General features: G+C 63.9%; 11 protein-coding genes. 8 read left to right on the top strand and 3 right to left on the bottom strand.

Going from position 1 to position 12,527, the window contains the following annotated elements:
- Positions 1-23 precede the first annotated feature (23 nt).
- Positions 24-926 carry a phenylalanine 4-monooxygenase gene (gene phhA, locus QM685_RS00715; protein ID WP_415111934.1) on the bottom strand — a complete coding sequence of 301 codons (903 nt, stop codon included), beginning with the start codon at positions 924-926 and terminating at the stop codon, positions 24-26.
- 144 nt (positions 927-1,070) lie between these two features.
- Between phhA and QM685_RS00710 the strand changes: the two genes are divergently transcribed.
- A complete protein-coding gene (locus QM685_RS00710) occupies positions 1,071-1,562 on the top strand; it encodes an Lrp/AsnC family transcriptional regulator (protein ID WP_415111933.1) in 492 nt (163 codons plus the stop codon).
- Between the two features lie 40 nt (positions 1,563-1,602).
- Here the strand turns inward: QM685_RS00710 and QM685_RS00705 are convergent, their stop codons facing one another.
- Both QM685_RS00705 and QM685_RS00700 read right to left on the bottom strand, forming a co-directional pair.
- Positions 1,603-2,139 (bottom strand): class IV adenylate cyclase, encoded by a 537-nt coding sequence (locus tag QM685_RS00705; protein WP_415111932.1) that lies wholly within the window; start codon positions 2,137-2,139, stop codon positions 1,603-1,605.
- 322 nt (positions 2,140-2,461) lie between these two features.
- On the bottom strand, positions 2,462-3,361 hold the full coding sequence (locus QM685_RS00700) for a LysR substrate-binding domain-containing protein (protein ID WP_415111931.1): 900 nt from the start codon (positions 3,359-3,361) through the stop codon (positions 2,462-2,464).
- Between the two features lie 142 nt (positions 3,362-3,503).
- Between QM685_RS00700 and QM685_RS00695 the strand changes: the two genes are divergently transcribed.
- The 7 genes from QM685_RS00695 to QM685_RS00665 all read left to right on the top strand — a co-directional run bounded on the left by QM685_RS00695 (position 3,504) and on the right by QM685_RS00665 (position 12,132).
- Complete coding sequence (locus tag QM685_RS00695) at positions 3,504-5,042, top strand: CoA-acylating methylmalonate-semialdehyde dehydrogenase (protein ID WP_415111930.1); 1,539 nt, start codon at positions 3,504-3,506, stop codon at positions 5,040-5,042.
- A gap of 129 nt (positions 5,043-5,171) precedes the next feature.
- A complete protein-coding gene (locus QM685_RS00690) occupies positions 5,172-6,887 on the top strand; it encodes a GMC family oxidoreductase (RefSeq protein WP_415111929.1) in 1,716 nt (571 codons plus the stop codon).
- 298 nt (positions 6,888-7,185) lie between these two features.
- Entirely contained in the window at positions 7,186-7,965 is a 780-nt protein-coding gene (locus QM685_RS00685; protein WP_415111928.1) for an ABC transporter ATP-binding protein, read from the top strand.
- Complete coding sequence (locus QM685_RS00680) at positions 7,962-8,720, top strand: ABC transporter ATP-binding protein (RefSeq protein WP_415111927.1); 759 nt, start codon at positions 7,962-7,964, stop codon at positions 8,718-8,720. Before QM685_RS00685 ends, QM685_RS00680 begins: the two co-directional genes overlap by 4 nt.
- 84 nt (positions 8,721-8,804) lie before the next feature.
- Entirely contained in the window at positions 8,805-10,019 is a 1,215-nt protein-coding gene (locus QM685_RS00675) for an ABC transporter substrate-binding protein (RefSeq protein WP_415111926.1), read from the top strand.
- A gap of 257 nt (positions 10,020-10,276) precedes the next feature.
- Entirely contained in the window at positions 10,277-11,161 is an 885-nt protein-coding gene (locus QM685_RS00670; RefSeq protein WP_415111925.1) for a branched-chain amino acid ABC transporter permease, read from the top strand.
- Positions 11,161-12,132: a branched-chain amino acid ABC transporter permease gene (locus QM685_RS00665; protein ID WP_415112296.1), complete on the top strand. Its 972-nt coding sequence runs from the start codon at positions 11,161-11,163 to the stop codon at positions 12,130-12,132. The genes QM685_RS00670 and QM685_RS00665 overlap by 1 nt, the downstream gene beginning before the upstream one ends.
- Positions 12,133-12,527 lie beyond the last annotated feature (395 nt).

Below are 12,527 nucleotides of genomic sequence, written 5' to 3'. Positions count from 1 at the left end.
ACGTATGCCGCGCGGGCGCTGGCTCAAACGTCGCCGCTGGTTTGCCAGCCTTCGCGCGAGCCGCGCGTGATCACGCAATCGCTGTCGAATACATCGCCGGCCGCGCATGTGGGCGCCACGGCGAGCTTCGCCAGCAGCGGCGCGAAATCGGTTTGCGCGACGTCGAAGAGTTGCGCGAAGTCATCGATTACGAAGTAGGTTTTCTGGAACGTGTCGATGCGATAGCGCGTGCGCATTACGCGTTCGAGGTCGAAGCCGAGCCGGTTCGGCGCGGCGCTCTGCTGGCTGTAGAGCGTCTCGCCCCTGCTCGATATGATGCCCGCGCCGTAGATCTTCACGCCGTTCGGACTGGCGTCGTCGCGGATCAGACCGAACTCCACTGTGTACCAATAAAGCCGCGCGAGCAGCGGCAGCGCGCCGGCGTCGCTGGCCGCGAGCGCGGCGCGGCCGTATGCGTGCATATAGTCGGCGAATACCGGGTCGATCAGCAGCGGCACGTGGCCGAACAGGTCGTGGAAGCAGTCGGGTTCCTGCAGATAGTCGAGCTGATCCGGGCGGCGCATCCACCACGTCACCGGAAAACGACGGTTCGCGAGGTGCTCGAAAAAGACGTGGTCCGGCACGAGGCCGGGCACCGCGACGATGCGCCAGCCGGTTGCGGGTGTGAGCTTCGCGTTGACGTTGTCGAACGAGGGCACGCGGTCGGCCGGCATACCGATGCGCGCGAGCCCAGTGAGGAATTCGTCGCACACGCGGCCCTCGAGCAACGCCGTTTGCCGGGCATACAACTGCCGCCAGACCGCGTGATCGACGGTGCCGTAGCGTGCGAGTGGCTGGTCGATCGTGAAATCGGCGCGAGTTTCGAGGCCGGCGTCGAACTGCGCTTTCAGCCGGGCTGTGTTGGCGGTGCTGGTGGCGGTGGACATGGGAAAGCTGCGCTTAACGCGAATTGCATCAGATGAATGCAAGTGTAGAGCGGGTGTCACGCGGGAGGGGCGCAAGATTGGCGTCACATTGCGATTGCATGCAATAATCCTGCATCAAATGGCGATTCAATGCGGAATTCAAACATGCTGGAACTCGATCACTTCGATCTCGCGCTGCTCGACGTGTTGCAGCGCTTCGGTCGCGCCACGCATCAGCAGCTTGCCGAGCAGATACCGTTGTCGCCGTCGCAGATCGGCCGGCGTTTGCAACGGCTGGAACAGGTGGGCGTCGTGGACGGCTATCGCGTCGTGCTGCGGCCGGAAAAGCTCGGCCTCGGCGTCACCGCTTTCACGAGCCTCAAGTTGAAGCATCACGGCGATTCGATCATCGAGCAGTTCCAGCAGCAGATCGACGTGCTGCCCGAAGTGCTCGAATGTCATGCGGTGGTCGGCGACGCCGATTATCTGCTGCGCATCGTCGCGCCGGATCTGAACTACCTGTCCACCTTCGTGATGAAGAAGCTGATGCGCGTGCCGGGCGTCGACAGCGTGCGCTCCAATATCGTGCTGACCACGTTCAAGCGCAACGGGCCGTTGCCGCTAGGTCATCTGGCGCCGGGGGCGGCGGCGGGCTGATGCCGTCCATCCGATGCCGCGGCCCGTGTTCGCGTGAAACTCATGCGGCCTGCTTCGGCTCGCCTTGCTGGTTCAGCAGATCCACATAAGCGACCGGCACCAGATCCGCTTCCGACACGCCGAGGCTCCTGAACATCGCATGCGCTTCGGCGTGGCCGCCTTCTTCGTCGTCATCCTGCGCGAGCACGACTTCGAGTTCGACGAAATCGCCGAGACCGTCGACGCGATCCAGATGAATCCGCGTGCGCCCGCTCAGATACACATGCCGCTCCTTCGTAACGATGCCGCGCGTGGTCAGCGCGGTCGCGAGCAGCGCGTGCATCGCTTCGGGATTCGTCACCGGACTGCGCGTGTAGTACGACGCCTTCGGACCGTCGCGATCGTCGCGCTGGTAGAAGATCAGCTCGGCCGGCGTGCCGTCTTCGAACTGGCGCAGCTTCAGGCGGCCGCGCGGCACGTCGTAGAAAAAGTCCTGCTGGCGGAAGATCAGCGGCGCCTCCGTCGCGAGCTGCGCCGCGCGCTCGCGCAGTTGCTCGAAATGCTGGGCGCGGGCTTTGATTTCGATGTTGCGTGCCATGTCAGGCTCCTGTCGATGGATCGAGGGTCGGCGGCTTCCGGGGTTGCCGGGGCGAAGCTGCCGGGAAGGACTAAGTTGGGCGGAACGGAAAAACGGTGCGAGGCCGGTGCGCGCGCGCAAGCCCTCAATCTAGCAAAAACTTTGTGACAGCATGGTTTCAGGTGTGGGGGCGGGTAGGAGCGGCGTTGGCGGATCGCGTGTCGATGCACGAGCCGCTGGGTTGCGCAGTGTGCCGCGCCCGCATGGCATTAGCGCAGCTCATATCGCGAAGCGCCGCGTGGCGCGTACCGAACCCGCCGCCCGCCCGGGAGAGTGCCCCCGCTCAATTGGCCCACTGCTGTTCGATCAGCTTCAACGCGGCGGCGATCGCCGGCTCGTCCTTGCGCTCGTCGAGCGTGATAAAGCTGAGCTGGGTCGGCACCGTGATCCCCTCGACGATCGTCAGCGCGTGCGCATGCGCTTCGGCGAGCGCGGTGGCATCGCGCGCGAGCGTCAGGCCGACCCCCGACTTGACCAGATCGAGCATCGACGGCTCCTGGTCCACTTCCGCCACCTTGACGGGCTTCACGCCCGCCTCGCCGAAGCAGCGCGACAGCAGCCGGTTGTGCGCGGACGCGGGCGGCGTCCAGATCCACGGCAGCGCGGCGAGCGAGCGCCAGTCGCGCGCGCCCTTCACGCGGTCTTTCCAGCCGGCCGGCGCGAGTACGCGGTACTGGAAGTGCGTGAGCGTGACCGCGTGGAACGCGGAGCCGTCGCGCGCGTCGTCGTTGGACGGCAGGCCGATGTAGTAACCGACGTCGAGTTCGCCCGCGCGAATCTGCTCGAGCACCCAGCCCGACATGCCATGACGCAGCGCGGTTTCGATCTGCGGCCAGGTTTCGACGAGCTGCTTCAGGAAGCCGCCGAGGCGCAGGAATTGGGGGTCGAGAATCGTGCCGATGCGCAGCCGTCCGCGCACTTCCTGGCGCAGCGATTGCGCGGCGCGTTCGACGTCGGCCGCCGCGCCGAGCGCGCGTTCGGCATGCGGCAGGAGCGCCTGGCCGTCGCGTGTGAGCGTGAGCCCGTGCGAGGTCCGCGTGAACAGCGTCACGCCGAGCGTCTCCTGCAAATGCTTGATTTGCAGGCTGACGGCGGGTTGGGTCAGGTGCAGTTGCACCGCCGCGCGCGTGAGGTTGCCCTCGCGAGCGACTGTCATGAAGGCCCGGAGTAGAGTCAGATCCATAACGCTGATATTAGCGCGGCTTATAGCGCAGTTGAGCATTACTCATTGGATTTGTCGCTCCGAAGCGCCGTACGCTTGGCGTCTGGCAAGCTCTTCGACAGTTATGGCGCGGAGCGGAAGATTTCACGGGAAGAGGAACGAGATGAGCGAGACACATCAGGACGACACCGTGCGCGGCACGACGGGCGCGCGCGCGTTGAGCCATGTCATCAACGGCAAGGCCCTCGAGGGCACGAGCGGCCGTTTCGGCGACGTCTTCAATCCGGCGCTCGGCAGCGTCAGTACGCGGGTGCCACTCGCGAGCGTCGCCGAGGTGGACGCCGCGGTCGCCGCCGCCAAAGCCGCGTTCCCCGCATGGAGCGAAACCGCGCCGATCAAACGGGCGCGGGTGCTGTTCAAGTTCAAGGAATTGCTCGACCGTCATCACGACGAACTCGCGGAGCTGATCACGCGCGAGCACGGCAAGGTGTTTTCCGATGCGAAGGGCGAAGTGATGCGCGGCATCGAAGTCGTCGAATTCGCGTGCGGCATTCCGAATCTGCTGAAGACCGATTTCACCGATCAGATCGGCGGCGGCATCGACAACTGGAACCTGCGTCAGCCGCTCGGCGTGGTCGCCGGCATCACGCCGTTCAACTTCCCGATGATGGTGCCGTGCTGGATGTTCCCCGTCGCGATCGCGTGCGGCAACACCTTCGTGCTGAAACCGTCCGAGCGCGATCCGTCCGCGTCGAACCGGCTTGCCGAATTGCTGAGGGAAGCGGGTTTGCCGGACGGCGTGTTCAACGTCGTGCACGGCGACAAGGTCGCGGTCGATGCGCTGCTCGTGCATCCGGACGTGAGCGCGCTGTCGTTCGTCGGCTCCACGCCGATTGCCGAATACATCTATACGGAAGGCACGAAGCACGGCAAGCGCGTGCAGGCGCTCGGCGGGGCGAAGAATCACCTCGTCGTGATGCCCGACGCCGATCTCGACCAGGCCGTCGACGCATTGATCGGTGCCGCCTACGGTTCGGCCGGCGAGCGCTGCATGGCGATTTCGGTCGCGGTCGCGGTGGGTCATATCGCCGACGAACTGATCGAGCGTCTGACGCCGCGCGTGAAGAGCCTGAAGATCCTGAACGGCATGGAAGCGGCGGCCGAGATGGGACCGCTCGTGACGGGCGCGCATCGCGACAAGGTGGTCGGCTATATCGACGCCGGCGTCGCGGCGGGCGCGAAGCTCGTCGTCGACGGGCGCGCTCACCAGGTGGCCGGGCACGAGAAGGGCTTCTTTCTCGGCGGCACGCTGTTCGATAACGTATCGACCGACATGAAGATCTACCGCGAGGAGATTTTCGGGCCGGTGCTGTGCGTGGTGCGCGTGCCGGACTTCGCGTCCGCGGTCGAGCTGATCAACGCGAATCAGTTTGCCAACGGCGTGTCGTTGTTTACCTCCGATGGCGGCGTCGCGCGCGCGTTCTCGCGTCAGATCGAAATCGGCATGGTCGGCATCAACGTGCCGATTCCGGTGCCGATGGCATGGCATTCGTTCGGCGGCTGGAAGAAATCGCTGTTCGGCGACCATCACGCGTACGGCGAGGAAGGCGTGCGCTTCTATACGCGCTACAAGAGCATCATGCAGCGCTGGCCCGACAGCATCGCGAAGGGCGCCGAATTCACGATGCCGGTCGCCAAATAATCGGGCGGTTCGCGCGGGCAGCCTGCGCGTCCTCGGGACGCGCGCGCAACAAAAATAAAAGCCCGTTGCCGCGCACGCGTGGGAGTGGCATCCCCGCGTGCGCGGGAAAAATGCTTAGGAGACTGGACGATGAGTCACCCGGAAACGACGCAGGTGGCCGCGCGGCGGCTCGAAGGCGAATTCGACTACATCATTGTCGGCGCGGGCACCGCGGGTTGCGTGCTGGCAAACCGGCTGTCCGAGGATCCGAATATGCGCGTGCTGCTGCTCGAAGCAGGCGGCAAGGACGACTATCACTGGATTCACGTACCGGTCGGCTATCTGTACTGCATCGGCAATCCGCGCACGGACTGGCTCTATAAGACGCAAGCCGAACCGGGCCTCAACGGCCGCGCGTTGTCGTATCCGCGGGGCCGCGTATTGGGCGGCAGCTCGTCGATCAACGGCATGATCTATATGCGCGGGCAGCGCGAAGACTACGACGAATGGGCGCGCGTGACGAACGACGGCGCCTGGTCGTGGAACGCGGTGCTGCCGGTTTTCAGGCGCAGCGAAGATCATTACGGCGGCGCCAACGAAGCGCATGGCGCGGGCGGTCCGTGGCGCGTCGAGAAACAGCGCCTCAAATGGAAGATTCTCGAAGAGTTCGCGCAAGCCGCGCAGCAAACCGGCATTCCCGCGACGGCCGACTTCAATCGCGGCGACAACACCGGCGTCGGTTATTTCGACGTCAACCAGAAGCGCGGCATTCGCTGGAATGCGTCGAAGGCGTTTTTGCGGCCCGCGCTGAAGCGGCCGAATCTCACGGTCATTACCGGCGCGCACACGCAGCGCGTCGTGTTCGAAGGACGCCGTTGCACGGGAGTCGAATACCGTGGCGGCGACGTCGACTATCTCGCCAGGGCTCGTTGCGAAGTCATCCTTTCTTCGGGCGCGGTCAACTCGCCACAATTGCTCGAACTGTCCGGTGTCGGCAACGGCGCGCGTCTGCAAAATCTCGGCATCGAGGTCGTCCATGATCTGCGCGGGGTCGGCGAAAACCTGCAGGACCATCTGCAACTGCGCATGGCTTATCAGGTGCAGGGCGTGCGCACGCTCAATACGATGGCCGCGCACTGGTGGGGCAAGCTGATGATCGGCGTGCAGTACGCGCTGTTCCAGAGCGGGCCGATGTCGATGTCGCCGTCGCAACTCGGCGCATTCGCGAAGTCCGATCCCGACGACCAATCGCTCACGCGACCCGATCTCGAGTATCACGTGCAGCCGCTGTCGCTCGATCGCTTCGGCGAACCGCTGCACCGCTTCAATGCATTCACCGCGTCGGTGTGTCAGTTGCGTCCGACCTCGCGCGGCAGCATCCATATCGCTTGCGCCGATCCATCCGCGCCGCCGTCGATCGCGCCGAACTATCTGTCGACCGACTATGACCGCCACGTGGCCGCGAATGCGCTGCGTCTCACGCGCCGCATCGCTGCCGCGCCCGCGCTCGCGCGCTATCAGCCGCGGGAGATTCTGCCGGGCATCCAGTACCAGAGCGAAGAGGAATTGCAGCAGGCCGCGGGCGCGGTCGGCACGACGATCTTCCATCCGGTCGGCACCTGCCGCATGGGCACGACCGACGATCCCGCCGCGGTGGTCGACAACCGGCTACGCGTTATCGGCGTCGAGGGCTTGCGTGTCGTCGATGCGTCGGTGATGCCGAACATCACGTCGGGCAACACCAATTCGCCGACGCTGATGATCGCCGAGCGCGCGAGCGACATGATTCGCGAGGACCGCCGCGCGCGCGTGGGCGGCAGCGTGTCCGCGCAAAGCGGCGCGACTGCGTCGATGTCCGCTGTGTGACATGAAGCGCGGAACAGTGGGCGCGTCATGCACCGCATCGGTCATGTTTGCCGCGGCGCGGTGCGGCGCGCATCGCGCACGCACGGCGCGGGCCTCATCCACTAAGTGCAAATCCCAATGAATGCGCTGCATCATTGGCGCGACAATGACAGCCATGCTGCGTGCCGCGCCATGGATTACCGTCCGGATTGGTGCAGTACGCCAACGAGCGGCAGGGGGTGCCGCCGTCATAAAAAGTCGCGCAGAGTTTCGCGCGGAAAGATCGTAATGCTTCGCCTTACTCCGTATGGAAGGGAACATGATTCTCGGCGATACGATTCTCGAAACGCGCGGCCTCACCCGCGAGTTCAAAGGCTTTGTCGCCGTGAACGGCGTGAACCTGCGCGTGCGCCGTGGCTCGATCCATGCGCTGATCGGCCCCAACGGGGCGGGCAAGACCACCTGCTTCAATCTGCTCACCAAATTTCTCGAGCCCACTGCGGGTCAGATCGTTTTCAACGGCCTCGATATCACCGGCGAGCGTCCCGCGCAGATCGCGCGGCGCGGCATCATCCGTTCGTTCCAGATTTCCGCGGTATTTCCGCATCTGACGGCATTGCAGAACGTGCGCGTCGGTCTGCAGCGCTCGCTCGGCACCGCGTTTCACTTCTGGAAGAGCGAGCGCACGCTGCGGCGTCTGAACGATCGCGCGATGGATCTGCTCACCCAGGTCGGCCTGACCGATTTCGCCGACGTATTGACCGTCGAACTCGCATACGGGCGCAAGCGCGCGCTCGAAATCGCCACGACACTTGCAATGGAACCGGAACTGATGCTGCTCGACGAACCGACGCAAGGCATGGGCCACGAAGACGTCGACCGCGTGACCGCGTTGATCAAGAAAGTATCGGCGGGCCGCACGATCCTGATGGTCGAGCACAACATGAACGTGATCGCCGGCATCTCCGACACGATCACCGTACTGCAACGGGGTGAAGTGCTGGCCGAAGGCAGCTACGCGGAAGTGTCGAAGAATCCGCTCGTGATGCAAGCCTATATGGGCAGCGCCGACGCGGCGCTCGCCGGAGCCCACGCATGAATACGACTGTCGAGCGCGAAGGCCTCGAAGTGAGCGAAACGAAAAACGGCGTACCCGCGCTGGAGATCGCGGGACTGCAAGCCTGGTACGGGGAATCCCACATTCTGCACGGCGTCGATCTGACGGTCGGCCGCGGCGAGGTCGTCACGCTGCTCGGGCGCAATGGCGCGGGACGCACTACGACGCTGCGCGCGATCATGGGTCTCACGGGGCGGCGCACCGGTTCGATCCGCATCGGCGGACGCGAAACGATCGAGCTGCCCACGCATCGCATCGCGCATTGCGGCATCGGTTATTGCCCGGAAGAGCGCGGCATTTTCTCGAGTCTGTCGTGCGAGGAAAACCTGCTGCTGCCGCCGCCGATCGGCGACAAGGCGCACATGATGTCACTCGACGAAATCTACGCGATGTTCCCGAATCTGCGCGAACGCCGCATGAGCCAGGGCACGCGGCTCTCGGGCGGCGAGCAGCAGATGCTCGCGGTCGCGCGGATTCTGCGTACCGGCGCGAATCTGCTGCTGCTCGATGAAATCTCGGAAGGACTCGCGCCGGTGATCGTGCAGGCGCTCGCGCGCATGATCGTCACGCTGAAAGGGCGCGGCTACACGATCGTGATGGTCGAACAGAACTTCCGCTTCGCCGCGCCGCTCGCCGACCGTTTCTATGTGATGGAGCATGGCACGATCGTCGAGCACTTCGAGGCGAACGAGCTCGAAGGCAAGATGCCGGTGCTGCACGATTTGCTGGGCGTATAAACACACATTCGGACACGTATGCGGACACATTCGCAGGTGCCCGATTGCCTCTGATAACCACAAGCGAACAACCTGGAGACGCACATGAAAAAGAACCCACTCGCGCGGCTTGCCTCACTCTGTTTCGCGGTCGCCGCCGGCACCGCACTGACGTTGGGCAGCGCGCAAGCGGCCGACGATGCCGTGAAGATCGGCTTCATCACCGACATGTCGGGGCTGTACGCGGATATCGACGGGCAGGGCGGTCTTGAAGCGATCCGCATGGCGGTCGCCGATTTCGGCGGCAAGGTCAACGGCAAGCCGATCACCGTGCTGTACGCGGACCACCAGAACAAGGCGGACATCGCCGCGTCGCGCGCGCGTGAATGGTTCGACCGCGACGGCGTCGACATGCTGATCGGCGGCACGAACTCGGCCACCGGGCTCTCGATGAACACCGTCGCGGGCGAGAAGCACAAGGTCTACATCAACGTCGGCGCCGGCGCCGATACGCTGACCAACGAGCAATGCACGCCGTACACGATCCACTACGCGTACGACACGACCGCGCTCGCGAACGGCACCGGCTCGGCGGTGACGAAGCAGGGCGGCAAAACGTGGTACTTCCTGACCGCCGATTACGCGTTCGGCAAGGCGCTCGAAAAAGCGACTTCCGACGTCGTGAAGGCGAACGGCGGTCAGGTGCTCGGCGCGGTGCGTCATCCGCTGTCGGCGTCGGATTTCTCGTCGTTCCTGCTGCAGGCGCAGGCGTCGAAGGCGCAGATCCTCGGTCTCGCGAATGCCGGCGGCGACACGATCAATGCGATCAAGGCCGCGAAGGAATTCGGCATCACGAAGACGATGAAGCTCGCCGCGTTGCTGATGTTCATCGACGACGTGCACAGCCTCGGTCTGGAGACCACGCAAGGCCTCGTGCTGACCGATAGCTGGTACTGGAACAAGAACGCCGACACGCGCAAGTGGTCGCAGCGCTACTTCGACAAGATGAAGAAGATGCCGTCGAGCCTGCAGGCCGCGGATTACTCGGCGACGATGAACTACCTGAAGGCGGTGCAGGCGGTCGGCTCGACCGATCCGGACAAGGTGATGGCGCAACTGCACAAGGCGAAGATCGACGACTTCTATGCGAAGGGCTACATCCGCCAGGACGGCAGCATGATCCACGACATGTATCTGATGCAGGTGAAGACGCCGGCCGAATCGAAGGAGCCGTGGGACTACTACAAGATCATGGCGACGATTCCGGGCGAGCAGGCGTTCACGACCAAGGCGCAGACCCGCTGCGCGTTGTGGAAATAAGCGCGGGCCTGGGAAAAGCGGTCGCGCGCCGCGCGACCGTCTGAAACATCGCCGGCCGCTTGCTCATGAGGAGTGAGGAAGCGCCGGCGGTGAGCCGTTTCATCCGCCGCGCGCGGCGCACGTGTCGCACGCGCCGTGGGCAAAAGAAGTAATGGCCGTTAATGGGCGAATGGGCGTTATGGCCGTCCGCCGCGCGCCTGCTGGATCGCGCGCGACCTACCTCACCTTGACGATGGTCTGAAGGGCTAAGGGCTTCAATGGACATCTTTGGCGTTCCGCTACCGGCGATGCTGAGCCAGCTTCTGCTCGGGCTCGTGAACGGCTCGTTCTACGCGATTCTGAGCCTTGGGCTGGCGGTCATTTTCGGCCTGCTCAACGTGATCAACTTCGCGCATGGCGCGCTGTTCATGCTCGGCGCGATGCTCGCGTGGATGGGGCTGTCGTATTTCAATCTGCCGTACTGGGTGATGCTCGTGGTCGCGCCGCTGGTCGTCGGGCTTCTTGGCATCGTGATCGAGCGCTCGATGCTGCGCTGGCTCTACAAGCTCGATCATCTGTACGGTCTGTTGCTCACGTTCGGCCTCACGCTCGTGATCGAAGGCGTATTCCATTCGATCTACGGTTCGTCGGGCCAGCCGTACGACGTGCCGTCGGCGCTCTCCGGCGCGACCAATCTCGGTTTCATGTTCCTGCCGAACTATCGCGCATGGGTCGTCGTCGCGTCGCTCGTCGTGTGTTTCGCGACGTGGTTCGTGATCGAGAAGACGCGCCTCGGCGCGTACCTGCGCGCGGGCACCGAAAACCCGAAGCTCGTTGAGGCGTTCGGCGTCAACGTGCCGCTGATGATCACGCTGACCTACGGCTTCGGCGTTGCGCTCGCGGCGTTTGCCGGCGTGCTCGCCGCGCCGGTCATCCAGGTCTCGCCGCTGATGGGGCAGTCGATGATCATCACCGTGTTCGCGGTGGTCGTGATCGGCGGCATGGGTTCGATCATGGGCTCGATCCTCACCGGCCTGATGCTCGGCGTGATCGAAGGGCTGACGCGTGTGTACTACCCGGAGGCGTCGGCGACCGTCGTCTTCGTGATCATGGCGCTCGTGCTGCTCGTGCGTCCGGCGGGTCTCTTCGGCAGGGAAAAATGATGCAGAGAAAAGTGCTCTACGGTCTGCTGCTGGTCTTGCTGCTCGCGGTGCCGCTGCTCGGTATCTATCCGCTCTTCGTGATGAAGGTGCTGTGCTTCGCGCTGTTCGCGGCCGCGTTCAATCTGCTGATCGGCTATACCGGACTGCTGTCGTTTGGCCATGCGATGTTTCTCGCGTCGGCCGGCTACGTGACCGGCTATGCGATGCAGACGCTCGGCTTTTCGCCCGAGCTCGGCGTGCTGAGCGGCACCGCGGCCGCGACGCTGCTCGGGCTCGTCGTCGGTTTCTTCGCGATCCGCCGCCAGGGCATCTACTTTGCGATGGTGACGCTCGCGCTCGCGCAGATGGTCTACTTCGTGTTCCTGCAGGCGCCGTTCACGCACGGCGAGGACGGGCTGCAAGGCGTGCCGCGCGGCAAGCTGTTCGGGCTGCTCGACCTGTCTTCGGATATCGCGCTCTATTTCGTCGTGCTGGCGGTGATCGTCGCGGCGTTCCTGTTGATCGTGCGGATCGTGCATTCGCCGTTCGGGCAGGTGCTGGTCGCGATCAAGGAGAACGAGCCGCGCGCGGTGTCGCTCGGCTACGACACCGATCGCTTCAAGCTGCTCGCGTTCATTCTGTCGGCGGGACTCGCGGGTCTGGCGGGGTCGCTCAAAGTGCTGGTGCAAGGCTTCGAAACGTTGAGCGATGCGTACTGGACCATGTCCGGTCTCGTGATCCTGATGACACTGGTGGGCGGCATGGGCACGCTGTTCGGCCCGTTGCTCGGCGCCGCGCTGATCGTCTCGCTCGAGGACCGGCTCGGCGATATCGGCTCCGCGCTGGCGTCGGTTACGGGCATCGACTGGTTCCGCTCGCTCGGCGAGTCGGTGACGATCGTGACGGGGCTGATTTTCATCGCCTGCGTGCTGGCTTTCCGGCGCGGCATCGTCGGCGAGATCGTCGCGCGCGTGCGGCCACTGCGTGCGTGATGTCGTGCGTAACACCCTATTCCTGGTGCAGTGCGATATCGGGTTGATTCGACATCCAATCTAATTGAAAGAGCTCAAACCCCGTTAAAATGGGCGTCTTCGCGAACGGCTCGCGGCATACTGGCTCGCCATGCCCAGCGCGCCCCAATTTAGTGCCGCAATGCACCACTAGGGTAATTGCTAGTTGTTGCTGCCCAGACGGTCGTTTAACCTTCATGCAGTTCTGATGCACCACGAATTTGCAGGTGGAGAACGAGGAGACAATTGAGGCACTCAGTGCCCAGACGAAAGCGCCGTTGGATTGATATCCAACGGCGCTTTTTATTTGCGCTTTTCAAAAAAGCGGCGAAATTCCTTTGCTAATCTGGCGGCCATTTTTTATTCGCTGGATGACG

It is taken from the genome of Paraburkholderia sp. (assembly GCF_047605525.1).
Classification (GTDB): Bacteria; Pseudomonadota; Gammaproteobacteria; order Burkholderiales; family Burkholderiaceae; genus Paraburkholderia.
Note: the sequence above shows the minus strand (reverse complement) of the source record. Positions and strands in the feature narration are given on the sequence as shown.

What these genes read in the sequence shown, in the direction of transcription:
- QM685_RS00690 (WP_415111929.1), top strand. Translation starts at nt 5,172, where the DNA reads ATGAGTCACCCGGAAACGACGCAGGTGGCCGCGCGGCGGCTCGAAGGC.
- QM685_RS00685 (WP_415111928.1), top strand. Translation starts at nt 7,186, where the DNA reads ATGATTCTCGGCGATACGATTCTCGAAACGCGCGGCCTCACCCGCGAG.
- QM685_RS00710 (WP_415111933.1), top strand. Translation starts at nt 1,071, where the DNA reads ATGCTGGAACTCGATCACTTCGATCTCGCGCTGCTCGACGTGTTGCAG.
- phhA (WP_415111934.1), bottom strand. Translation starts at nt 926, where the DNA reads ATGTCCACCGCCACCAGCACCGCCAACACAGCCCGGCTGAAAGCGCAG.
- QM685_RS00675 (WP_415111926.1), top strand. Translation starts at nt 8,805, where the DNA reads ATGAAAAAGAACCCACTCGCGCGGCTTGCCTCACTCTGTTTCGCGGTC.
- QM685_RS00700 (WP_415111931.1), bottom strand. Translation starts at nt 3,361, where the DNA reads ATGGATCTGACTCTACTCCGGGCCTTCATGACAGTCGCTCGCGAGGGC.
- QM685_RS00705 (WP_415111932.1), bottom strand. Translation starts at nt 2,139, where the DNA reads ATGGCACGCAACATCGAAATCAAAGCCCGCGCCCAGCATTTCGAGCAA.
- QM685_RS00680 (WP_415111927.1), top strand. Translation starts at nt 7,962, where the DNA reads ATGAATACGACTGTCGAGCGCGAAGGCCTCGAAGTGAGCGAAACGAAA.
- QM685_RS00695 (WP_415111930.1), top strand. Translation starts at nt 3,504, where the DNA reads ATGAGCGAGACACATCAGGACGACACCGTGCGCGGCACGACGGGCGCG.
- QM685_RS00670 (WP_415111925.1), top strand. Translation starts at nt 10,277, where the DNA reads ATGGACATCTTTGGCGTTCCGCTACCGGCGATGCTGAGCCAGCTTCTG.
- QM685_RS00665 (WP_415112296.1), top strand. Translation starts at nt 11,161, where the DNA reads ATGCAGAGAAAAGTGCTCTACGGTCTGCTGCTGGTCTTGCTGCTCGCG.